General features: G+C 68.4%; 22 protein-coding genes. 14 read left to right on the forward strand and 8 right to left on the reverse strand.

Annotated elements, in window-relative coordinates:
• Window positions 1–540, forward strand: a complete 540-nt coding sequence (locus KZ498_RS19255; RefSeq protein WP_312620855.1) for a hypothetical protein — start codon at window positions 1–3, stop codon at window positions 538–540.
• Here KZ498_RS19255 and KZ498_RS19260 read toward each other — a convergent pair.
• Window positions 506–667 (reverse strand): hypothetical protein, encoded by a 162-nt coding sequence (locus KZ498_RS19260; protein WP_312620857.1) that lies wholly within the window; start codon window positions 665–667, stop codon window positions 506–508. The genes KZ498_RS19255 and KZ498_RS19260 overlap by 35 nt on opposite strands.
• Before the next feature lie 173 nt (window positions 668–840).
• Between KZ498_RS19260 and KZ498_RS19265 the strand changes: the two genes are divergently transcribed.
• The 3 genes from KZ498_RS19265 (at window position 841) to ligA (ending at window position 4,622) form a co-directional block, all read left to right on the forward strand.
• The gene (locus tag KZ498_RS19265) at window positions 841–1,944 is read left to right on the forward strand and encodes an alanine--glyoxylate aminotransferase family protein (RefSeq protein ID WP_312620859.1); all 1,104 of its coding nucleotides are present in this window, start codon (window positions 841–843) and stop codon (window positions 1,942–1,944) included.
• 139 nt (window positions 1,945–2,083) lie between these two features.
• Window positions 2,084–2,401, forward strand: a complete 318-nt coding sequence (locus tag KZ498_RS19270; protein ID WP_312620861.1) for a HalOD1 output domain-containing protein — start codon at window positions 2,084–2,086, stop codon at window positions 2,399–2,401.
• Between the two features lie 148 nt (window positions 2,402–2,549).
• Window positions 2,550–4,622: an NAD-dependent DNA ligase LigA gene (ligA, locus tag KZ498_RS19275; RefSeq protein ID WP_312620862.1), complete on the forward strand. Its 2,073-nt coding sequence runs from the start codon at window positions 2,550–2,552 to the stop codon at window positions 4,620–4,622.
• Here ligA and KZ498_RS19280 read toward each other — a convergent pair whose 3' ends face one another.
• The 3 genes from KZ498_RS19280 to KZ498_RS19290 form a co-directional block, all read right to left on the reverse strand.
• Complete coding sequence (locus tag KZ498_RS19280; RefSeq protein WP_312620864.1) at window positions 4,623–5,627, reverse strand: ABC transporter permease; 1,005 nt, start codon at window positions 5,625–5,627, stop codon at window positions 4,623–4,625. It abuts the gene before it with no gap.
• Window positions 5,624–6,562 (reverse strand): ABC transporter ATP-binding protein, encoded by a 939-nt coding sequence (locus tag KZ498_RS19285; RefSeq protein ID WP_312620865.1) that lies wholly within the window; start codon window positions 6,560–6,562, stop codon window positions 5,624–5,626. Before KZ498_RS19285 ends, KZ498_RS19280 begins: the two co-directional genes overlap by 4 nt.
• Window positions 6,563–6,655: 93 nt before the next feature.
• A complete protein-coding gene (locus KZ498_RS19290) occupies window positions 6,656–6,931 on the reverse strand; it encodes a hypothetical protein (RefSeq protein ID WP_312620866.1) in 276 nt (91 codons plus the stop codon).
• A gap of 118 nt (window positions 6,932–7,049) precedes the next feature.
• Between KZ498_RS19290 and KZ498_RS19295 the strand changes: the two genes are divergently transcribed.
• The 4 genes from KZ498_RS19295 to KZ498_RS19310 are packed head-to-tail and all read left to right on the forward strand — an operon-like array spanning window position 7,050 to window position 13,379.
• Entirely contained in the window at window positions 7,050–9,782 is a 2,733-nt protein-coding gene (locus KZ498_RS19295) for a transglutaminaseTgpA domain-containing protein (RefSeq protein ID WP_312620868.1), read from the forward strand.
• The gene (locus KZ498_RS19300) at window positions 9,782–10,381 is read left to right on the forward strand and encodes a hypothetical protein (protein WP_312620870.1); all 600 of its coding nucleotides are present in this window, start codon (window positions 9,782–9,784) and stop codon (window positions 10,379–10,381) included. Before KZ498_RS19295 ends, KZ498_RS19300 begins: the two co-directional genes overlap by 1 nt.
• 2 nt (window positions 10,382–10,383) lie before the next feature.
• Entirely contained in the window at window positions 10,384–11,763 is a 1,380-nt protein-coding gene (locus KZ498_RS19305; RefSeq protein ID WP_312620872.1) for a DUF58 domain-containing protein, read from the forward strand.
• Window positions 11,764–11,765: 2 nt separating this feature from the next.
• On the forward strand, window positions 11,766–13,379 hold the full coding sequence (locus KZ498_RS19310) for a hypothetical protein (protein WP_312620873.1): 1,614 nt from the start codon (window positions 11,766–11,768) through the stop codon (window positions 13,377–13,379).
• 86 nt (window positions 13,380–13,465) lie between these two features.
• On the opposite strand, the gene KZ498_RS19315 is transcribed toward KZ498_RS19310, so the two are convergent.
• Window positions 13,466–14,419 (reverse strand): MoxR family ATPase, encoded by a 954-nt coding sequence (locus KZ498_RS19315; protein ID WP_312620874.1) that lies wholly within the window; start codon window positions 14,417–14,419, stop codon window positions 13,466–13,468.
• A gap of 143 nt (window positions 14,420–14,562) precedes the next feature.
• Between KZ498_RS19315 and KZ498_RS19320 the strand changes: the two genes are divergently transcribed.
• The 3 genes from KZ498_RS19320 to KZ498_RS19330 all read left to right on the forward strand — a co-directional run bounded on the left by KZ498_RS19320 (window position 14,563) and on the right by KZ498_RS19330 (window position 17,470).
• Window positions 14,563–15,849, forward strand: coding sequence for an O-acetylhomoserine aminocarboxypropyltransferase/cysteine synthase family protein (locus tag KZ498_RS19320; protein ID WP_312620875.1), 1,287 nt, complete (start codon window positions 14,563–14,565; stop codon window positions 15,847–15,849).
• Entirely contained in the window at window positions 15,846–17,048 is a 1,203-nt protein-coding gene (gene metX / locus KZ498_RS19325) for a homoserine O-acetyltransferase (RefSeq protein WP_312620876.1), read from the forward strand. Before KZ498_RS19320 ends, metX begins: the two co-directional genes overlap by 4 nt.
• 119 nt (window positions 17,049–17,167) lie before the next feature.
• Window positions 17,168–17,470, forward strand: coding sequence for a rubredoxin-like domain-containing protein (locus KZ498_RS19330; protein WP_312620877.1), 303 nt, complete (start codon window positions 17,168–17,170; stop codon window positions 17,468–17,470).
• Between the two features lie 79 nt (window positions 17,471–17,549).
• Here KZ498_RS19330 and KZ498_RS19335 read toward each other — a convergent pair whose 3' ends face one another.
• Complete coding sequence (locus KZ498_RS19335) at window positions 17,550–18,107, reverse strand: hypothetical protein (RefSeq protein ID WP_312620878.1); 558 nt, start codon at window positions 18,105–18,107, stop codon at window positions 17,550–17,552.
• An 89-nt stretch (window positions 18,108–18,196) separates the two neighbouring features.
• Between KZ498_RS19335 and KZ498_RS19340 the strand changes: the two genes are divergently transcribed.
• From KZ498_RS19340 to KZ498_RS19350, 3 genes are all read left to right on the forward strand, one after another.
• Window positions 18,197–19,078, forward strand: a complete 882-nt coding sequence (locus tag KZ498_RS19340; protein ID WP_312620879.1) for a ketopantoate reductase family protein — start codon at window positions 18,197–18,199, stop codon at window positions 19,076–19,078.
• A 213-nt stretch (window positions 19,079–19,291) separates the two neighbouring features.
• Window positions 19,292–20,467, forward strand: coding sequence for a galactonate dehydratase (gene dgoD, locus KZ498_RS19345; RefSeq protein ID WP_312620880.1), 1,176 nt, complete (start codon window positions 19,292–19,294; stop codon window positions 20,465–20,467).
• A 150-nt stretch (window positions 20,468–20,617) separates the two neighbouring features.
• Window positions 20,618–21,277 (forward strand): DUF502 domain-containing protein, encoded by a 660-nt coding sequence (locus KZ498_RS19350; protein ID WP_312620881.1) that lies wholly within the window; start codon window positions 20,618–20,620, stop codon window positions 21,275–21,277.
• A gap of 9 nt (window positions 21,278–21,286) precedes the next feature.
• Here the strand turns inward: KZ498_RS19350 and KZ498_RS19355 are convergent, their stop codons facing one another.
• Window positions 21,287–22,219 carry a branched-chain amino acid transaminase gene (locus KZ498_RS19355; RefSeq protein ID WP_312620883.1) on the reverse strand — a complete coding sequence of 311 codons (933 nt, stop codon included), beginning with the start codon at window positions 22,217–22,219 and terminating at the stop codon, window positions 21,287–21,289.
• Between the two features lie 189 nt (window positions 22,220–22,408).
• On the reverse strand, window positions 22,409–22,852 hold the full coding sequence (locus KZ498_RS19360) for an RDD family protein (protein WP_312620884.1): 444 nt from the start codon (window positions 22,850–22,852) through the stop codon (window positions 22,409–22,411).
• Window positions 22,853–22,884 lie beyond the last annotated feature (32 nt).

The raw sequence follows: 22,884 nt of genomic DNA on the forward strand, positions 1-22,884 counted from the left end.
ATGACCGCCGACCCCCGCTGCCCTCACTGCTCGGAGAAAGTCAGTGCGACCGCGACGTGGTGTATGCACTGCGGTCGGGACTTCGATAGCCCGGTCGACGCCGGGACCGGAACGACGGTCCTCGATGCCGGCGGCAGTCAGACCGCGTCGGACCTCGAAACGGCGCTCAACGCCGGCGACCTCGACGGAGTACGAGGGGCGCTCACCGGAAGCGGCCGGGGACCGACGCTGGTCGGTATCGGCCTCGCCGCTATCGCCCTGTTCACGCTGCCCTACGCCACGCCACCGGGGAACACACTGTGGTACCTCCTCGCCGTTGCCGGTGTGGGGGCGGTCGCCGCCACGCAGCCGACGGTCGACGACGCGGTCGGAACCGGGGGGAAGTCGCTCGCACTCGCCCCGTTTTTCGTGGTCTTCGTCGACGTACTCTGGGGTTACCTCGTGTCGGGACTAGTGAGTGCCAGCCCGACCGTCCTGTTCGGGCCGGCGATATATGCCGGGCTGGTCATGTTCGGCATCCGTCGATATCGCCGCCGCTGAGCGGTTTGCGTTGCCTCGGCCGGGTCGACCCCTCGTCCATCTCGCCGAGCGTGGCAGCGACCTGTTCGACCGCCCTGTCGGCCACGGCCGCTCGCTGGGCGTCCGTGAGCGGGGTGTGGCGGCCCATAGACCGACATGACCGTTCAACCGTGAAATATCTCCTGGAGAGTACAACCGCTGTCTGAGCTATCCCCCGGCGCGAGCGACCCGACTGCCGGAGGGGCGAGCCGATTCCCTTCGCCCGGTATCAAAACTACCATGCCCCCCGGATTCGAGAGTCCACCTACTACAGGTGGTTCTGTGACCGAAAAACGCGAATACAAAGACGACTACCAGGACAAGACGCTGTATCTCCCGGGGCCGACAGAGGTGCGCGAGGACGTTATCGAGGCGATGGCCGAGCCGATGTTCGGCCATCGGATGGACCGGATGACGGACCTCTACACCACCATCGTCGAGGACACGAAGGAGTTCCTCGGCACCGACAACGACGTCATCGTGCTCACGGCGTCGGGCACGGAGTTCTGGGAGTCGACGACGCTCAACCTGGTCGAGGACAGCATGCTCGTGCCGACCTCCGGCGCGTTCAGCGAGCGCCAGGCCAACGTCGCAGAGCGACTGGGCAAGGACGTCGACCGCGTCGAGTACGACTGGGGCACGGCGGTCAAACCGGAGGATATCCGCGACGCGCTGGAGGCCGGCGATTACGACGCCGTCGGAGCCGTGATGAACGAGACCTCGACCGGCGTCCGCAACCCCATCGAGGAGATCGGCGACGTGGTCGCGGAGTACCCGGACACCTACTTCATCGTCGACGCGATCTCCTGTCTCGGCGGCGACCAGATCGACATCGAGGCCCACGGCATCGACGCCATCTTCACGTCCACGCAGAAGGCCTTCGCAATGCCGCCCGGACTCGCGGTCTGTGCCGTCAGCGACGCGGCCTACGAGCGGGAACTGGAGAAAGAGTCGGCGTCGTGGTACGGCGGCTTCCAGCGCTGTCTGGACTACTACGACCGGAAGGGCCAGACCCACTCCACGCCGGCGATTCCGCTCATGCTCGCGTACCGCAAGCAGATGAAACACATGCTCGACGAGGGCCACGACGCCCGCGACCAGCGCCACCGGGAGATGGCCGAGTACACGCGCGAGTGGGCCCGTGAACACTTCGACCTCTACCCCGAGGACGGCTACGAGTCCCAGACGGTGACCTGCATCGAGAACACGCAGGGCATCAACGTCGCGGAGACGGTCGACGCAGTCTCCGAGGAGTACGACATGGTGTTTTCCAGTGGCTACGGCGACATCAGCGAGGAGAGTTTCCGCATCGGACACATGGGGGAACACACCGTCGAGAGCATCACGGAACTGACTGACGCAATCGAAGACGTGGCCGACCTCTGACCCGGGCGAGAACCGACGAAAGTCGGGGTACGGCCCGATTCATAGCGGCTCACTACCAGGACATGGCGTTTTCATAGTTTGATAATGCTGGGAAGACTATATTACCGTTTACTGTATTGATGCAGATAGGCGAACCACTATGAGTAAAAGTAACAGGCGGAGTGGGGACGGCGACTCTTCGGCACCGATGAACGTAACCCGGAAACAGTTCGACTGGACCGAGACATGTCCGAGCGCGGCAGTGACGGAGTACATCTCCGCTATGACCGGCCGGGAGCAGACCGACTTCCCACCGCTGTACGAGACTGTCGACCCCGAAGCGCTCGATTCGCTCATCGACTCTTCGGACCGCTCGACACCTGTCAGTATCTCGTTTGAATACGCCGGTCACTCGGTCACTGTCCGAAGCGACGGTGAACTCGTCATCAAGGCGCCCAGCGCCAGAATCGGCCGATAGCCGCCGGGTTCTAGAGCCGCTGTATCTCTGCCGGCCGCCGTAACGGGTGGCAACGATGCGGGGCGGTATCTGTTTCTGCACGTCTCCTCTCAGTTCTGCGGCGAGGAGCAGAGCCGTTTTTGTATGCGAGGGGCAACACTCGCCCAGCATGACCACTGCCGAGGACGTCGCCGGGAACCCCTACATCTCCGACCCGCGGACTGACTTCGAGGCCGCCGGGAACATCGACGCCGAGACTGCCCGAGAGCAGGCCGACCAGCTGCGCGAGGCGATCCGCTACCACGACTACCGGTACTACGTCGAGAACGACCCGGTCATCGGCGACCGGGCCTACGACGCGCTGTTTGCCCGGCTCCAGCGGCTCGAATCGGCGTTCGATCTCGACACCGACGGCAGTCCGACCCAGCGCGTCGGCGGCGAACCCCTGGACGAGCTCCCCGAGGTCGAACACGTCGCCCGGATGGGCTCTATCGACCAGGGCGGCGAGGAAGCGGACGTCCGGGCCTTCGACGAGCGGGTCCGAGACCGTCTCGACGGCGACGTGCAGTACTTCTGTGAGCCGAAGTTCGACGGCCTCTCCGTCGAGATTGTCTACGAGGACGGCGTCTACCAGCGGGCGGCGACCCGCGGCGACGGGGCGGTCGGCGAGGACGTGACCGAGAACGTCCGTACCATCGCCAGCGTCCCCCAGCGGCTCCGCGGCGAGTACCCCGACTTCCTGGCCGTCCGCGGCGAGGTGTACATCCCGCGGGACGCCTTCACGGCGTTCAACCGCGAGCGCGTCGAACGCGGCGACGACCCCTTCGCGAACCCGCGCAACGCCGCCGCCGGGACGCTCCGCCAGCTCGACCCCTCGGTGACTGCAGAGCGGCCGCTGTCGGTGTTCTTCTTCGGCGTCCTCGACGCTTCCGTCGACTTCCAGAGCCACAGCGCGATGCACGAGCAGTTCCCCGAGTGGGGACTGCGGGTCTGTGACCGGACCGCCGTCGTCGAAGACATCGACGCCGCCATCGGCTATCGGAACGAGCAACTGGCGGCCCGGGACGACCTCGACTACGAGATCGACGGCGTCGTCCTCAAGGTCGACGACATGGATGCCTGCGAGGAACTCGGGTCGACGTCCCGCGCCCCGCGGTGGGCCTTCGCCTACAAGTTCCCGGCCCGCAAGGAGGAGACCACCGTCCGGGACATCGTCGTCCAGGTCGGCCGGACCGGCCGGCTCACGCCCGTCTCGCTCATGGACCCCGTCGAGGTCGGCGGGGTCACCGTCTCGCGGGCCTCGCTGCACAACCCCTCGCTCATCGCCGACCTCGGCGTCGACGTGGGCGACCGCGTCCGCATCAAGCGGGCCGGCGACGTCATCCCGGACGTCGTCGAAGTGCTCGACGACGACGGCGACGGCCACTTCGAGTTCCCCGAGACGTGTCCGGTCTGTGACAGCCCCGTCGAGCGCGACGGGCCGATGGCCTTTTGCACCGGCGGCCTCACCTGCCCTGCCCAGCGCGAGCGCAGTGTCGAGCACTACGCCAGCCGCGACGCGCTGGACATCGAGGGCCTGGGAGAGAAAGCCGTTCAGCAACTGCTGGACGCCGGCCTCGTCTCGGACCCTGCGGACCTCTATGAACTCACCGTCGCGGCCCTCACCGACCTGGAGGGATGGGGCGAGACAAGCGCCCGGAACCTCGTCACGGAGATGGAGGCTGCCCGGGAGCCACCGCTCGCTGACTTCCTCGTCGCGCTGGGCATCCCCGACGTGGGGACCGTCACGGCGCGGAACCTCGCCCGAGAGTTCGGCACCTTCGAGGCGATACTGGACGCCGCCGACGACGGCGACACCGACGCCTTCGAGGCTGTGCCCGACGTCGGCCCGACCGTCGCGCGCTCCATCGTCGAGTTCTTCGAGGGCGAGGGTAACCGCGCCGTCATCGACCGCCTGCTCGACCACGTCGACCCGCAAACCGCCGCGGAGACGGGCGGCGACGCCTTGGACGGTCTGACGTTCGTCTTCACCGGCTCGCTCGAGGGCTACACCCGCAGCGACGCCCAGGAACTGGTCGAACGAAACGGCGGGTCGGCGACGAGTAGCGTCTCCGGCAACACCGACTATCTCGTCCTCGGCGAGAACCCGGGACAGCGGAAACGCGACGACGCTGAGGAACACGGCGTGGAGACACTCGACGAGGACGAGTTCGAAGAACTGCTGGACGACGCTGGCGTGTAGCTACAGGTCCTTCGCTTCGAAGACGTAGTAGCCGGCGACCAGCGGGACGACCAGCCACAGCAGGAGGTAGGCGATGACCGCGACGGTTCCGTACTGGGGCGGCAAGGCGGCGTTGGTACACTCGGCACCGGTCTGTGTTATTTCCAGTGTCCCACCCAGCATCTCCTCACAGGTCACCTGCGGGTTCGACGTCAGGAGGAGCCGCGAACGTATCGGTGACCCCTGCAGTATCTCCTGGACGAGCGTGCGGTACGCCGTAATGGGGCTCAACAACGAGACGAACAGCTCGACGTGGAGCTGGGTCACCTGGTCGATGTTCGCGTGGTCCGACAGCAGGTTCCCGAGGCCCGCGCCCAGGTTCGACCAGAACACCTGCAGGTAGACGTAGATCCCGAGCGACGCCGCCATCGTCCGGCGCGCGGTCTTCATCGCCGCCGAGAGGCCGATTGCAAAGGCCGTGAACACGACCCCGTAGACCATCGTGGCCAGCGCAAACAGCAGGAACGACTCCCACGCGATCTCGATTTCCGACGGGAGGAGTACTAACAGGGTCGTCAGGAACCCGACGGTGACCGGGATGAGCGTGATCGCGCTCCGGCCGACGAACTTGCCCGCGAGCAGTTCACCCCGCGTGTACGGGAGCGACAGCAGTATCTTCAGGGAGCCGCGCTCGCTCTCGCGGGCGATTGCGGCGTAGCCGATGACGATCGCGACCGCGGGGAGCAGCGGCGCCGCGATCGGCAGCGCAAAGCGGACGTACGCGTCCGTCGTCAGCGACGCTCCGGCCTGGGCAAACTGCTGGCCGATGTTGAAATACAGGCCCAGCACCGCCGGGAGCGCGAAGAGTACGATGAAGATGAACGAGAGGACCCAGATCCACGGCGAGCGGACCGTGTCGCGGAACTCCTTTTTCGAGATGGGGTACCAGTCGACGAACTCGGAGTTCTTGATGCTCGTGTCGATGTCGCCGAGGAAGCGCTTGAGGGGGTTCTGTTCGGCGCTCATGCGTCGACCTCCGGTTGCTCTTGGTCCTGTTTCTCGGTGTAGGCGGCGAACACCTCGTCCAGCGAGGCCTCCTCCGTCTCGAAGTTTGCCACCTCGCTCCCGCTCTCCTCGACGGCGTTGAGGACGGCCATCTTCGCGTCGCTGTCACAGCCGACGGTGAGCGTGGTCCCGTCCGCGGTCACGGTCGACACCTCGTCGAGCCCTTCGATAGCCGCGACGGCGTCGTCGGTTCCGTCGCCGTCTGCAAGCGTCACGCGGAGGACGGTGTCCCCGGCGGCGGCCTCGCGCAGCCCGTCGACGCTGTCTTTCGCGATGAGGCGGCCGTCCTGGAGGATTCCGACCGTGTCACAGACGGCCTCGACCTGGCCGAGGATGTGACTGGAGAAGAAGACGGTCGCGCCGCGTTCGTTCTCCTCGCGGATGAGTTCCCGCATCAGCCGCGCCCCGTTCGGGTCGAGCCCGGTCGTCGGCTCGTCGAGGATGAGGAGGTCGGGCTCGCCGACCAGCGCCATCGCCAGCACGAGGCGCTGTTGCATTCCCTTGGAGTAGCCGCCGGCCTTGCGGTCGATGGCGTCGGCGATGCCGACCCGCTCGGCCAGTTCCTCGGGTGCGTCGTCCGCGTCTTTCGACTCGATGACAAAGGAGAGGTGCTGACGACCGGTGAGCCGGTCGTACACGTCGTAGCCTTCGGGGAGGACGCCAGTGCGGGCACGGATCTGCTTCGGTTCTTCGTGGATGTCGTGGCCGAGCACCGTCGCCGACCCGTCGGTCGCGCGGACGAAATCAAGGAGGATGTTTATCGTCGTCGACTTCCCGGCCCCGTTCGGGCCGAGGAAGCCGAAGATTTCGCCCTCCTCGACGGTGAGATCGACCCCTTGCAGCGCGGTGAGGCTGCCGAACTGCTTGGTGACGCCATCCAGTTCTATCGCTGCCATACGGCCGGTTTGTGACGGCCGCCTGTATAGTCTTTCGTGTTCGAAATATCAGTCGAAACGGGAGTACAGGGCCTCAACTGCTACAGCGGCCGTTCACACTTCGGCGTCCGGGTCGTGGCGCTCGGCCATCCGCTGGGCCTCCGTGGCGTAGCGCTCCCGCGTCTCCTCGTCGTTTACCGGTTCGAGCCGTTCGGGTTCGACGTCGGTGGCCGCCGTAATCCGTTTGCGCCTGAGCAGGTTCGGCGAGAGCTGTTTCGTCAGGTGGCGGTCGCCCGCCGGGGGCGCGTAGATGAGCGTCACCATGCGCTCGTCGCCGAAACTGGAGCGTTCGACCAGCCAGCACTGGACCGTCTCCTCGTCGTCGGTCATTGCTCTCCGGTTGCCGCGCCGACGGTTTATATCTTACAGCCGGCACGTCGGAGTCACTGTTACCCCACGCTGACAGCAGATTTATACCGACTGCGCCGGGACGGTACGGTAATCCGACGTGGGCTCCGACGACTCGCCGTTCGACGACGTTTCGGCTGGCCGGGACTACCTCCGGGTCCTGCTCACTGCCGTGTGTGTCGTCGCCGTGGTGCTGGCGGCGGCGACGCTCCCGATTCTGTCTCCCGGTGGGACACAGAGCCCGATGGAGTCTCTGGTCCCCCTCCCACAGGAGAACCCGTTCGGGTCGGCAGGGGGGGCCTCGACCGGCGGCAGCGGAGGGCAACTGGGCGCGCTGAACCCGGGGAGCCAGACCAGCGTGGGCGGGTCGCTCGACAGCGGCGACAGCCCCTACCGGTCACAGGACACGGAGCCGCATTTCACCGTCACGAGCTCGGAGCCGGCGTACTGGCGGACCGGGGCCTACGAAACCTACACCGGCACGGGGTGGGACGGACGGGCGGACCCGCAGGCCTACGAGGGGCCGATGGCGGTTGCGGGAATGGCCGACACGAGAGTCGAGTACGAGGTGCGACTGTCCAAGTCCGCCACGGCGCTGCCGACCGTCTGGCGGCCGAGATCGGTGTCCCGGGACGACGTGATGGTCACCGAGTACGGCGCGGTCACGTCCGAGCGGCCCCTGCCCGCCGGAACGACCTACAGCGCGACCAGCGTCACGCCGCCCGACGACCCCGAGGTGCTACAGACGAGCGACCGGGACTACCCCGACGGAATTGAGTCCCGTTACACCGGCGTGCCGGCGTCGACCTCGGCCCAGGTGGGGCCGTTCACCGACCGGCTGACCGAAGACAGCGACTCGCCCTACGAGACGGCGGCGACCATCGAGCAGTGGTTGGAGGCGAACAAGAACTACTCCCTGAACGTCAGCCAGTCGCCCGAGGACGACGTGGCCTCGGAGTTCATCTTCCAGATGGACGAGGGGTACTGCGAGTACTTCGCCACCTCGATGGTGGTGATGCTGCGGAGCCAGGACATCCCGGCCCGCTACGTCGTCGGCTACTCGACCGGCGAGCGGACCGGTCAGAACGAGTACACCGTCCGCGGGATGAACGCCCACGCGTGGGTCGAGGTGTACTTCGAGGGCGTGGGCTGGGTGCAGTTCGACCCGACGCCGGGCCGGGAGCGCCTGGAATCCGAACAGCAGGCGATGGAAAACAGCAGCCAGGAGTACAGCGCGGCGGAATCGGGGAGTCCCGACGAGGAGTTCGCCGTGGGGACGCCGGCGGACGAGGCCCGGACCGAAGCCCCGACCGGCGGGGCGGAGCAAGAGTCCGGCAGTGAGGGAACCGAGACAGGCGACAGCGAAACAGGCGACTCGGGCGACGGCCGGACGGTCTCTCAGTCCGGCGAGTTCGTCATCGAACTCAACCGGACGGCGACGCCGGGCGCGGCGGTCGCGGCGACGGTGACCCGCGACGGCGCGCCGGTCGAGGGCGCGACCGTCTCGTTCAACGGCGAGCCGGTCGGGACGACTGGGCCGGACGGCACCGTTGCCGGGACGGTCCCCTACGAAGACGAACTGACGATTACCGTCGACCCACCGGGCGACGAGGACTTACTCGCCGTTCCGTCGGTCCCGCGTGACAGCGACCGCGCCTTCGCCGTCGCCGGCCCGCAATCACAGGGGTCGACGAACGCGAGCTACGAACTGAACACGAGCGCGTCGGTGAGCGTCACCGGCGAACAGGTCACCGGCGGTGAGGTCACCGTCACCGCGACCGTCGACGGCGTCCCGGTACGGGACGGCGCCGTGGTGCTCGACGGCGACCGGGTGGCGGCGACGGACCGACGGGGACGTGCGGCGGTCACGCTCCCGACCGAGCCCGGCAACGTCACGATCGCCGTCGAGCGCGGCGCCGTCAGCGGCAACACGACCGTTGTGCTCGAACGGCTCTCGGTAGCGACGTCGCCGACGCTGCCGCTGGCGCTGCCCGTCGCCGGCCAGACTGTGAACGCGACGATGGGCGGGGCCCCTGTCGCGAACGCGACGGTGGCCGTGGGCGGGGAGCCGGCGGCCCGGACCGGCGCGACCGGTCTGGCGACGGTCGGGCTGCCGCTCGCGTCCGGGACCACGATTGCGGTCTCGAAGTACGGCCAGACGGCCACGACGACTGTGGGCGGGCTGTTGGTCAACGCCGCGGGCGTCGTGCTCGCGCTCGGCATTCTCCTCGCCGGTACGTTCGTCGGCGCTCGTCGGCGGAACGTCACGCCGGGGACGGTCGGGGCGTGGGTGCGGGCCGGGCGCGAACTCGCCGTTTCCGCGCTGGTGGGCGCTGCCGTCGCACTCGATGACCTGCTGGGCCGCCTCCGAACCAGAGCGAATCTGACCGCCGGGGCGCTCCGGGACCTGCTCGCCGGCCGCCGGTCGCCCGCGGCGCTGCTCGATGCGTTTCGCGCGTGGCTCGATGCGCGGCTCTCGGCGGCCGAAGACGCCGCCAGCACTGCGGTGGCGGCCGTCTTCGCGACCGAACCCGGCGGGGACGCGGAGACGCCCGCCGCTCGCGTCACCATCCGCGAGGCGTGGACGCGCTTCCTGACCCACGTCTCGCTCCGGCGGTACCGGACGCGGACGCCGGGTGAGATTGCGACCCACGCTATCGAACGGGACGGCCTCCCGCCGGCCGCGGTGCGGACGGTCCGGGACGCCTTCCGGGCGGTCGAGTACGGCCGGCGGGACCCACAGGAGCACGTGGCGGCCGTCGAGGACGCGATTCGGCGCATCGAGGCACAAGCAACCGACGACGCCGACGACGCGACGGAGGGGCGGCCCTGATGCGACTGCGGACCGTCGTCTTCGGGACTGTGGGGCTGCTGGCGACCGCCGCCGCGGTCGTCCTGACAGTCGCCCCGGCGGTCGCCGGCGAGTCGCTGGTCGCCGTGCTCGGCACCGTCTCCCCGACGACTGCCCTCCTCGCGGGGAGTCTGGTCGTCGGCGTCTGTGCGGCCGTCGCGGGCTGGCTCGGCGGGCTCTTCGGCAGTGGCTCGCCGACCGCCTTCGACGTGGCCGCCGACAGCCCGCCGGAGGCCGTCACAGCGACGGAGAGTCGGCTGGTCGCCGCCGACATCGACGCGGCCATCGACGACGCGGTTGCGGGCGACGACGCGGCGATGGACGCCGTCACCGAGCGACTCGCCGCCGCGGCGACCACAGCCTACGCTGTCGGCAGCAGCACCTCGCAGGCCTCCGCCCGCCAGGCGGTGCGCGCGGGGACGTGGACCGACGACGCCGTCGCGGCGGCCCTGCTCTCGCCGACAGAACCCCAGTCGCTTTTAGCTCGGCTGCGCCTGTGGCTCGACCCGGAGAGCGAGCGCCGCCGCCGCATCCGCCGGACGGTCGGCGCTATCGAGCGGGTGTCGGGAGGTGAGCGCTGACGATGCACCGCCGCGTGCGACGCTGGAGCGGCGGGCTCGCGGCCGCGCTGTTTCTCGTCAGCGTCTCGCTTCTGACCGCCGAGCCGCTGTTGCTCGCGGCCACCGCGATTCCGCTCGGCTACGTCGCCTACGGCGCACTGTCGCGGGTACCGCCGGGGACCGACCTGCAGGCGACACGCTCTGTCTCTGACGCCCAGCCGACGCCGGGCGAGCCGGTCGCGGTCGAACTGACCGTGACAAACACCGGCAGCGATTCGCTGACCGACGTGCGGGTCATCGACGGCGTCCCGGAGGAACTGGCCGTCGTCGAGGGGTCGCCGCGGCTCTGTACCTCGCTGCGGCCCGACGAGAGCGCGACGCTTTCCTACGCCGTGATGGCAAAGCGCGGGACCTACACGTTCGACGCCGCCGCGGTGCGGGTGCGGACGCTGTCGGCCAGCGACGCGGTGACCGTCGACCTGCCCGTCGCCGGCGACGGGACGCTGACGTGCTCGAACACCGTCTCGGAGGTACCGATGGCCGACGCGACGCTCCCGCGAGCGGGGACGCTCCCGACCGACACCGGCGGGAGCGGGCTGGAGTTCCACTCGACGCGGAGCTACCAGCCCGGGGACCCGGTCAACCGCATCGACTGGCGGCGCTACGCCAAGACCGACGAACTGACTACCATCGACTACCGGGAGGAACAGGCCGTCAGGACGGTGCTGGTCGTGGATGCGCGACCGCCGGCCCGCGTGACGCCGGAGCCGGGGTTCCCGACCGGAGCCGAGCTGTCGGCCTACGCCGCCGAGCGCCTGTTCGACGCCCTCTCCCGGACCAGCGTCGTCGCCAGCGTCTGTGCCGTCGGACTGGCCGAGTCGGATGTCCCCGGCGGGCTCGGTCCCGACGGGCTGGCGTGGGTCGACGCCTCGGGCGGTCACGCAGCCGCCCACGCGAGACAGGTGTTCGACAGCGTGGGCCGCGCCGCTGCCCGGCAGTCGGAGGCCGACGCGGCCGGTGACGCCGGGGGCGAATCAGAACGACAGCCCCACGCGAGCGACGCGCAGGTGACGACGGCCGACGGCGGGACAATCGAGGACCCAGATCTGCTCGCCGTGCTCGCCCGCTTGCCGCCGACCGCGCAGGTGGTCGTGTTCTCGCCGGCCGCCGACGACTGGTCCGTCTCGCTGGTGTCGTCGCTCGCGGTCCGTGACTACCCGACGACCCTGGTCAGTCCGTCGCTGGCTCGCGGGGACTCGCTCGGGGCGGCCGTCGCCGGCATCGAACGACGGGCCCGGCTCCAGCGGGCCGAACTGTCCGGCGCGACCGTCATCGACTGGGACCTCGACAGCCCCATCGACGTGGCGCTTCGGGCCTCGCTCGCGGACCTGTTCAGCGTGTAACTATGGACGACCCCACCACACTCTCGACCCGGATGCCCCGGACCAGCTTCGCGACCGTCGTCGGCGTGACGGCGCTGCTCGTCGTGGGACTGCTCCGGACTGTCGGCGCCGACCGAGTCGCGCTCGTCGGCGCGGCAACCGGCGTCCTGCTGGCGCTGTCGCTGTGGCTGAGCGGCTGGGACCGCTGGCGGGCGGTCGGCACCGTTCTGGCCAGTGTCCTCGCGCTGCCGGTCGCCGTCGGGCTCACGGCCGCCAGCGCCGGCACGGTCGTCTCGCTCGGTGCCGAGCTGTTTCCGGTCTCTTCACAGGCCGGCGTCAGACCGGCGGTCGTCACACTGGTGTCGCAGGTGGTCGTCGTCTTGGGCTGTCTGACCGCGGTCTTCGGTGCGGCCGCGGCCACCCGCGGCGTCGTCGACACCGAGCGGGTGGCGACCTACGGCGGCGTCGTCGTGCGGACGACCCTCGTTCCGTTCGTCGTCGCCCTCGCGCTGTTTACGCGGGGCGCCGTCGACTTCCTGCAGTCCAGCGCCGGGACACCGGGCGTCCAGCAGCTGACCGGCGAGGTCCTCACTCAGGTACTGGGGCCGGTGTTCGACCCGGTTCCCGGCCGAACGCATATCGCCATCTTCAGCCTGTTGCTCGCGCTCGCCACCGCGGCGCTTGCCCGTGGCGTTGATTCTCTGCCGCTTGCCGAACTCGTTCCGGAGACGAGCGACGCGCCCGACATCGAAACGACTGTCGACGCCGTCGGGCAGACGTTGCGGTGGACCGGACGGCTGGCCTTGCTGGTCGCTCCGGTCGCCGGACTGGTCGAACTGGCTCTCGGCCAGCAGTTCCTCGCCGGGATGCTCCCGGGCGGGCTGTACGACCTCGCCGTCGGGGTCACGGCCGCGCCGGGCCTCCGCGGACTCCTCTGGTGGCTGTTCCTCGGCGGGACGGCCGTCTCGGTGGCCGTCTGGTTCCTCCGGCGGGCGGTCCAGAGCTCGGCCGACCGCGTCGGAACCGTCCTCGCACCGTACGTCGGCGGGGTCGTCGTCACGCTCGCCGCGGTTGCGGTCGCGGGGCCGGCAATCGACGCCATCCAGACGGCGCTCCGGGCGACGCCGGCCGCGGCGGCCGTCGACCAGCTCCTCGTTCCGGTACTGGACGTGTACGGCCCGGAGACCGTCACGCTGGTCCTGGTCGTCGTGGCGCTGTTTTCGGTCATCGGCGCAGCCGGACAGCTGTGGGTGGCGCTGGCGACGAGCTACCTGCGCGAGCGGACGGCCGGCGTCACGCTCGCCGCGGCCGGCCTGTTCGGTGCGAGCGCCTTCGCCGCGACGCTTTCGACGCCGACGTGGCTGGTCCTGGCGGGTCTGGTCGGGGCGGTGGTCGTCTGGGACGCCGGCTCCTTCGGGACGACGCTCGGACACGAGGTCGGCACCGGGGCCGCGACGCGCCGCGCGGAACTCGTCCACACCGGCGGAACCGTCGCGGTCGGCGGCGTCGGCGCGGCGGCAACGCTGGGTCTGGCCGGCGTCGCCCGGGGTTCTATCGCCGTCGCCCCATCGGTCGCCGTGGCGGGACTTGTTGTCTGTCTCGTCGCCGTGCTGGCGCTGGCGGCCGCGATACGGTAGGGACGGCAAGCCACTGTGGCGTGTTGTCGAGACGAGGGTGTGACCGAGCGGTCCCTGCAAGCGCGAAACCGGGCGGTCCCCGGAGCTCAGGGACTGACCGCCGGCACTTCGACGCGGTCCAGCACGTCGTCGACGACGGTCGCCGGGTCGACGCCGCGGACCCCCGCGTCGGCGGTCAGCACGAGCCGGTGGGCGAACGCCTCCTCGACGACGCTCTTTACGTCGTCCGGGACGGCGTAGTCGCGGCCGTTGAGGACCGCGGCGGCGCGGGTGGCCTCGAACAGCCGCTGGATGCCCCGCGGGGAGACGCCGACCTCGACGCGGTCGTCCTCGCGGGTGGCGCGGCCGAGTTCGACGACGTAGTCCCGGAGCGTGCCGTCGACGGTGACCGATTCGACGGCCCGCTGGAGCGCCGGCAGGCGGTCGCCGTCGATGACGCTAGTGACGCTCGGCGCCTGTGCCGTCCGGTCGGCCCGACGGTCGATGAGTTCGCGCTCGCCGCCGAAGTCGGGATACCCCATCGACGTCTTGACGATGAAGCGGTCCCGCTGGGCCTCGGGCAGGCCGAAGGTCCCCTCCTGCTCGACGGGGTTCTGCGTGGCGATGACGAAGAAGGGGTCGGGCAGGTCGTGGGTCACGCCGTCGACGGTCACCTGCTTCTCGCCCATCGCCTCGAGCAGCGCGGCCTGGGTCTTTGGTGGGGCGCGGTTAATCTCGTCGGCCAGCACGACGTTGGCGAAGACGGGGCCGGGCTGGAAGTCGAACTCGCCGGTGGCCTCGTTGAACACGTTCGAGCCGGTGATGTCGGAGGGCAGCAGGTCCGGCGTGAACTGCACCCGCTTGAAAGATAGGTCGAGCGCCGTCGCGAACGACTGGGCGGTGAGTGTCTTCCCCGTGCCCGGCACGTCCTCCAGCAGGACGTGCCCCCGGGCGAGAATCCCGGTCATGACAGTTTCGAGGAAGTGGTCGTCAGCGATGACGGCACTGCCGACGGCGTCGAGGATCTGTCGGCTGGTTCGTCCGGCAGTGTCGTGGTCCATACCGGCGTGTAGACAGCCACCGACAAATACCCTCTCCCTCGGTTTCGCCGGCCGGCGGACCGATGGCGTGACACCCGGTCACAATCAGAGAGTATTGCCGTAACTCTCAGTTATAGATATCTGGAGATATATGCATACTGCACATGACCGACGACTACGGATTCGGGACGCGCTGTGTCCATGCCGGCCAGGAGGAGCCGGACCCGGCGACAGGGGCACGCGCGCCGCCCATCTATCAGACCTCCTCGTACGTCTTCGAGGACGCCGACACCGCGGCCGACCGGTACGCCCTGGAGGACGACGGCAACGTCTACTCGCGGTTCGACAACCCGACCGTGCGGATGCTCGAGAACCGCATCGCATCCCTGGAAAACGCCGTCGACGCCGTCGCGACGGGGTCGGGGATGGCCGCGCTCGACGCCGGGACCTCCGTCCTCGCGGCCAGCGGCGACAACATCGTGACGGCGTCCTCAATCTACGGCGGCACCCACTCCTACTATTCCAGTACTGCCAGCCGCCGGGGCATCGAGACGCGGTTCGTCGACACGCTCGACCCGGACGCCTACGCCGAGGCCATCGACGGGGACACGGCCTACGTCCACTTCGAGACCATCGGCAACCCCTCGCTGGTCGTCCCGCCGATAGAAGAGATTGCCGAGGTTGCTCACGACCACGGTGTCCCCGTTTTCGTCGACAACACGTTCGGGACGCCGGCGCTCTGTAACCCGCTGGACCACGGCGTGGACCTCCTCTGGGAGTCGACGACGAAGTGGATCCACGGTTCCGGGACGACCGTCGGCGGCGTCCTCGTCGACGGCGGCTCGTTCCCGTGGGCGGAGTACCCCAAGAAGTTCCCTGAACTGGGCGGTGAAAACGAGTCGTTCGGCAAGAACTTCGCCGACGCCTTCGGCGACCGCGCGTTCTCCGTGGCCGCCCGCCACCTCGCGCTCCGGTCGCTCGGAGACGGGCAGAAGCCGTTCGACGCCTGGGCGACGCTCCAGGGGGCAGAGACGCTCTCGCTCCGGATGGAGCGCCACTGCGAGAACGCGATGACTGTCGCGGAACACCTCGAATCCCACCCCGAGGTCGCCTGGGTCACCTATCCCGGACTGGAGAGCCACGAGACCCACGACCTGGCACAGCAGTACCTCTCCGGCGGGTTCGGCGGCGTCGTCACCTTCGGGCTGGAGGGCGGCTACGACGCCGGCCGGCAGTTCTGCGAGCAGACGGAGCTCGCCCAGTTCCTCGCCAACATCGGTGACGCCAAGACGCTGGTCATCCACCCCGCTTCGACGACCCACGCCCAGCTCACCGAGGCGGAACAGCATGCCAGCGGCGTCACACCGGACCTGGTCCGGATGAGCGTCGGCATCGAGGACCCCGAGGACATCGTCGCGGACATCGACGACGCCATCGCCCGTGTGACATGAACGTCGAACACAGCTCCGTCTCGCTGGGCGAGTTCGAGTTCGACTGCGGGGAAACGGTTTCCGACCTCGAAATCACCTACGAGGCCTACGGGGAGTTCGACGGCGACAACGCGGTGCTGGTCTGTCACGCGCTGACCGGCAGCGCCCACGTCGCCGGCCGTGACCGCGTCGACAGCGCCGACCAGGCCCGCGCCTGGTGGGACGACATCGTCGGGCCGGGCAAGGCCATCGACACCACGGAGTACTACGTCGTCTGTGCGAACGTTCCGGGCTCCTGTTACGGTTCGACGGGACCGAAAAGCGAACACCCCGAGACCGGCGAGCCCTACGGCACCGACTTCCCGCCGGTCACCGTCGGCGACTGGACCGAGGCCCAGCGCGCCCTGCTGGACGAACTCGGCATCCCTCACCTCCACGCCGTCGTCGGCGGCAGCGTCGGCGGGATGAACGTCCTGGAGTGGGCCAAGCGCCACCCGGACCACGTCGACCGCATCGTCCCTATCGCCGCCGCCGCGCGACTGGACACGCAGTGTCTCGCGCTGGACGCCATCGCCCGCCGGGCCATCACGACCGACCCGAACTGGAACCAGGGCCACTACTACGACGGCGACCCGCCCAGCGACGGCCTGGCGCTGGCCCGCCAGCTGGGCCACGTGATGTACCTCTCGAAGGCGTCGATGGAGCAACGGTTCGGCCGCCGCGCCGCCGGCCGTGACGCCGTCCGTACGTTCCCCACCGACGCCGCGGGCGCGTTCTTCCCGTACCGCGACGTGGAGTCGTATCTCGACTACAACGCAGAGAAGTTCACCGAGCGCTTCGACGCCAACAGCTACCTCTACCTGACGCGGGCGATGGACAACTACGACCTCGCCGCCGGGTTCGAGTCCGACGCGGACGCGCTGGCGGCGTTCGACGGCGACGCCTTGGTGATGTCCTTTACCGCCGACTGGCACTTCACCACCCAGCAGGCCGAGGCGCTGGCGGACTCGCTCAGGGAGGCCGACGCGAACGTCGCCCACCACGTCATCGATTCCGACCACGGCCACGACGCCTTCCTCGTCGAACCGGACAACGTCGGCCCGCCGCTCGCGGACTTCCTCGCCGACGGCGTCGCCGGCAAGGCTGTCACCGACTCGGTCGTCGAGGACAGTCAGGAGAGCGACTTCGCGCCGGTCCACAACAGCCTGTTCTCGCGGTAGCGACGCCGGCGTGCCGATTACCGGCGTGCAGACGTGCCGGATACCGGTTCGGCCCGCCAATCATGCATCGCACTATTCATGCTAGCATTTATCATATCTCGCTGCGACTAGGTCTACGCATGGCTGACATGACAACGAACATTGAAAGCGACGAGTACTCGTTCGGACAGACGGTGTACGACGAGGACGGCACCGAACTCGGGACCATCCGCGGGTTCGACGAACACGGGTTCTACGTCACGGTCGAGGACGGTATCGAGGCGCTGTCGAGCGAGCACCTCAGCGCCGGGACCGCGGGCGAGGCCGAACTGATGTGGCGGTGCTGGGAGTGTGGCGAGATGGGACAGATAGAGGACATCCCCGACGAGTGCCCGTCCTGTAACGCGCCCAAAGAGGACATCTACTACTGGCAAGAGGACTGATACGGACCGCTGTCGCTGTTTGTCGTCGATTTCTCACTGCGTGACCAGACGACGAGAGACGACACCAGCCCCGACGAGATTACGCCTGCTCGAACCGCTCTGTGTCGGCCGCCCCGACCGCTTCCTGTACTGTCTCGACGGCTGCCGGCGGAAGCGAGAACCGTAGCGTCGTCCAGTCCCGCTCGAGAATCGCCCGCCCGTCGTCGTCACAGACGACCGCGTACACCAGTGTCCGGCCGTGGACGCGCGCCAGCGCGTCGAACGTGTCTGCCGTCATCGGCACCGTCCCGGTCGTGTGGGTGTCGGCGGCCGAGACGTCGGTGTGGCCCGCAATAGTCTCGACAGCGAACCGTTCGTCCCCGGGGTTGTTCCGCCGCCCGAGTCCGAGGTGGACGAACGCGTCTGCGGGGAGTCGCGGTGACGCGTCCAGCACCGCCGCGAGCACGTCCAGCCCGACCGCTTCGTCAGGGGCGGACAGTTCGAACCGATACCTGGTCTCGTCCTGTGGCCAGGTCGGGCCTGGTTCGATACCGCTGCCGAGTCCCTCCCACGCCGCGACGATTGTCTCGGTCAGCCGGTCGATACCGATCTCGTCGATGGCCCGAACTACCGCCTCGGCGTCGTCGGAGTCGCCCATGGCCGCCCGTTCGTCGCTCGCGGGCAAGTGCGTGCTGATTCCGACCCGGCGGTGGTGGGTTTTTGTCCGGGCCGTCCCTGCCCGTCGACATGGATATCGTCGTCGTCGGGGCGGGGAGCCTCGGCAGCCTCGTCGGTGGCCTGCTGGCGCGGGCCCACGACGTGACGCTCGTGGGCCGTGACCCACACGTGGGCACCGTCAGCGAGGACGGCCTCTCGGTGGTCGGGACCGAGCAGTTCCGGGTCCACCCCAGCGCGCAGACGACGGTTCCGCGGCGTGCCGACCTCGCGCTGGTGACGGTCAAGGCCTACGACACCGCCGCCGTCGGGGCGGACCTCGCCGATTGTGCGCTCGACGCCTGTCTCTCGCTGCAGAACGGGATGGGCAACGAGGAGCGGCTGGCAGCCGAACTCGACTGTCCGGTGCTTGCGGGGACGTGTTCCTACGGCGCGAGACTTCGGGAGCCGGGCACCGTCGCGTTCACCGGTCGCGGCGAGGTCGTGCTGGGGGACCGAAACGGCGGCCGGTCCGCGGTCGCCGACGACGTCGGGACGGCGTTCCGTGCGGCCGGCATCGAGACGACCGTCGCAACGGACATGCCGACCCGCCTCTGGGAGAAACTCGCGGTCAACGCCGGCATCAACGCGGTGACGGCGCTCGCTCGCGTGGAGAACGGCGCGCTGGCCGACTCGCCGGCCGACGCTATCGCGGCGGACGCCGCCCGGGAGACGGCTGCCGTCGCCCGCGAGCAGGACATCGACCTCTCTGACGAGCGCGCGGTGTCGCTCGTCGAGCGCGTCGTCCGTGACACCGCCGCCAACCACTCCTCGATGTATCAGGACGTCTCGGCCGACCAGCAGACGGAGATCGACGCGATCAACGGCTACGTCGCCGACACCGCGACGGTGCCGGTCCCAGTCAACGAGACGCTTGCCGCCCTCGTGCGCACGTGGGAGCGACACCGCGGGTAGGGCGGCCGGCGCTCCACCCCCGCGACGTGACGGAGGACCATCCAGCCAGGCCTTCACGCCGGGTATCGGAGGCGATGAGGATGACACAACGGCTAAATATCGCGTCACCGATGTCTCTCGTATGACCGCAGAAACCGCCGGACGGCGTCTGGAACCGCCGCGTCGTCCTGCCGGCCGGACCCCTTCGGGGACCACAGCGGGGAGGCCACTGGCATGACAGCGGACGACCCGACCGGGAACCGCATCGTCGACTACGAACTGTTCGAAGCGCCGCCGCGCTGGCTCTTCCTTCGACTGGAGACGGCCGACGGCACCGTCGGCTGGGGCGAACCCGTCGTCGAGGGCCGGGCCCACACGGTGCGTGCGGCCGTCGAGGAACTGCTCGAGGGTTATCTCGTGGGGCAGAACCCCGAGACCATCCAGGACCACTGGCAGGCGATGTACCGCGGCGGGTTCTACCGCGGCGGCCCGGTCCTGATGTCCGCCATCGCCGGCATCGACCAGGCGCTGTGGGACATCAAGGGGAAGCAACTCGGCGCGCCGGTCCACCAGCTCCTGGGCGGCCAGGCACGGGACCGCATCCGCGTCTATCAGTGGATCGGCGGCGACGAGCCCTCGGACGTGGCCAGCGCGGCCCGGGAGCAGGTCGAGGCGGGGTTCACGGCACTGAAGATGAACGCGACGCCCGAAATCGAGCGCGTCGACACCCCGGCGACGGTCGAGGCCGCTGCGACGCGGTTGCGGGAGGTCCGCGAGGCTGTCGGGCCCGACATCGACATCGGCGTCGACTTCCACGGCCGCGTGACGAAACCGATGGTCAAACGGCTCGCGTCCGCGCTGGAGCCCTACGAGCCGATGTTCATCGAGGAGCCGGTGTTGCCCGACCACAACGACGCGCTGCCGGCGCTTGCGGCCCACACCGACATCCCGATTGCGACCGGCGAGCGGATGTACTCGCGGTGGGACTACAAGGAAGTGTTCGAGGACGGCGCCGTCGACGTGATACAGCCGGACCTCTCTCACGCCGGCGGCATCACCGAGGTGTACAAGATCGCGGCCATGGCCGAGGCCTACGACGTGGCGATGGCCCCCCACTGCCCGCTGGGCCCGGTCGCCCTGGCGTCGTGTGTCCAGGTCGACGCCTGCTCGCCCAACGCCCTCATCCAGGAGCAGAGCATCGACATCCACTACAACGAGACCACCGACGTGCTCGACTATCTGGCCGACCCGTCGGTGTTCGACTACGAGGACGGCTTCGTCACCGTCCCGACCGACCCCGGACTGGGAATCGACATCGACGAGGCGTTCCTCCGCGAGCAGTCCAAGCAGGACGTGGACTGGCACAACCCTGTCTGGCGACACGACGACGGCAGCGTCGCCGAGTGGTAGCCCGGCAGCGACCCCGAGTGGAGCCCGGCAGCGACCCAGCAGTGGTGGCCGACCGCCCTTCCACCTCATTCCGTCGACGGAGACCGTGAGACTGCCGTCGCGGACGCGTCAAAGGAAAGGGCTCATATCCCGCGCCCGATACGTACCTGTATGGCCACGTCAACGTCGTGGAAGCGCGATTTCGCGAGCGGCCTCATCGTCCTGTTGCCCCTGCTGGTGACGATTTACGTCATCCTCTACCTCTACTCCATTCTCGCGTCTGCGGCGGTCATACCGGCGATTGACGCCGAGTTGCTGGCGGCGCTCGGACTCCCGTCTGGCAACTCCACTGTCGAACTCGCCCGGGTGTTCACGACACTCATCATCTTCATCCTCATCGTGTTCTCCATCGGCTATCTGATGCGGACGGCCTTCGGCGACATCGTCGAACGGGCTATCGACGACGCGATGAACCACGTCCCGGGGCTTCGGGTGGTGTACAACGCCTCGAAGATGGCGGTCGAAACGGCCGTCTCGGGGACCGAGGACCTCCAGGCGCCGGTGAAGCTCGAAGTGTGGGACGGGATGCGGATGACGGCGTTCAAAACGGGCCAGACGACCGACGACGGCCGCGACGTGCTCTTCCTGCCGACCGCGCCGAACATCACGACCGGCTACGTCGTCGAGGTCGAACCCCACCGCTACGAGGAGGTCGACGAACGCGTCGAGGAAGCGCTGACGCGCATTCTCAGCGCCGGGTTCGGCGACACGGACCGCAGCAACGCCACGCCGATTCCGGTCGCCGACGAGGAAGAACTCGCGGACGACTGACTGCCCCACTCAGATGTAGCGGAACCACTCTTCGCGGTCGCCGCTCTCGATGACGTCGAAGAACGCCGACTGGATGTCGTCGGTGACCGGACCCTTCGTCCCCTCGCCGACCTCGTTGTCGTCGACGCTCCGGATGGGCGTGACTTCCGCGGCCGTGCCGGTGAAAAACAGTTCGTCAGCGGTGTATAGCTCACCGCGGGAGATGGTGGCCTCCTCGTGGACGGTGTACCCCATCTCCTCGGCGAGCGTGATGGCGGTGTTGCGGGTGATGCCTTCGAGGATGCTCTCGGCCAGGCCGGGCGTGTAGATTTCGCCGTCCCGGACCATGAAGATGTTCTCGCCGGGCCCTTCGGCGACGTTGCCTTCCTTGTTCAGGACGATAGCCTCGGTGTAGCCGTTCCGGCGGGCCTCCTCGCCGGCGAGCATGCTGTTGACGTATAATCCTGTGGTCTTGATGTTGGTCGGAATCTGGCTGGAGGCGTGCTTGCGCCAGGACGACACCATCACGTCGACGCCGTCTTCCAGCGCTTCCTCGCCCAGATACGCGCCCCAGGGCCACGCCGCGATGGTGGTCTTCGTCGGGCAGTTCTTCGGGCTCACGCCCAGCGAGTTGAAGCCGTAGTAGACGATGGGGCGGATGTAACACGACTCGAACCCCTCGGTCTCGATGAGTTCCGTCGTCGCCTCGGTGAGCTCCTCCTTGCTGAACTCGATGTCGAGGTCGTAGGGTTTCGCGGACTTGTACAGGCGGTCCAGGTGCTCCTCCCAGCGGAAGATAGCCGGCCCCTGTTCGGTGTCGTAACAGCGGACGCCCTCGAAGACGCCGGTCCCGTAGTGCAGCGCGTGCGTGAGGACGTGGGTCTGTGCGTCCTCGAAGTCGACGAACTCGCCGTCCATCCAGATGCGGTCGGCCCCTTCGAACATCTCCGGACGGTCGCTCATCGGCCGTCCCTCCCGGCGAGTCGGCAGTCGCGATACCCGCGGGCGATGCATCCTGCTGTCTCGTCGTGTGTCATATCTACTCCATTGATTCCCGTGTTTAAGAGTGTTGACGGTCCGAGCGAGAGCGCCCTCCCGCCGGCTGCGCTCGACAGCAGGGCTGCAGTTCGGTCGGGAACCCCGACCCGCGTCTCACATCCCTCCGGGTTCGCCGGCGCGGACGACGACCGTATCCGCGACGAGGTCACCGAGCCGCTGCTTGCGGTCCGTGACGAGAACGGCGACGATACCGACCAGGTAGAACGCCGGTAGTATGTCGACGATTCGCAGAAGGGTTCTGATAGCCGCCGGCCCGTAGTCGATCGGGTCGCCGTCCTCCGTCACGACGACGATGTCGAGAGCCATCTTACCGATCGTCTGGCCGTACGTCCCCTCCAGGTAGATGTAGTAGCCGAACCCGATGATGAGTCCGAAGAGATTCCCGAGCACTCCGAGCCGAATCTGCCCGAGGACGACGATGATGGCTGTCGAGACGACTCCGATAAGCACTACGTCGATTATTATCGCGACGATACGCCGCCAGACCACGTCGCCCTCGGTGCCCATCTCGGGCCGTGGGCGTTCGAACCAGGCCATACTCACCGGGTGACACGCCACTGATATAAATC

The organism is Haloarcula sp. 1CSR25-25 (assembly GCF_032027985.1).
In the GTDB taxonomy this organism is placed as follows: Archaea; Halobacteriota; Halobacteria; order Halobacteriales; family Haloarculaceae; genus Haloarcula.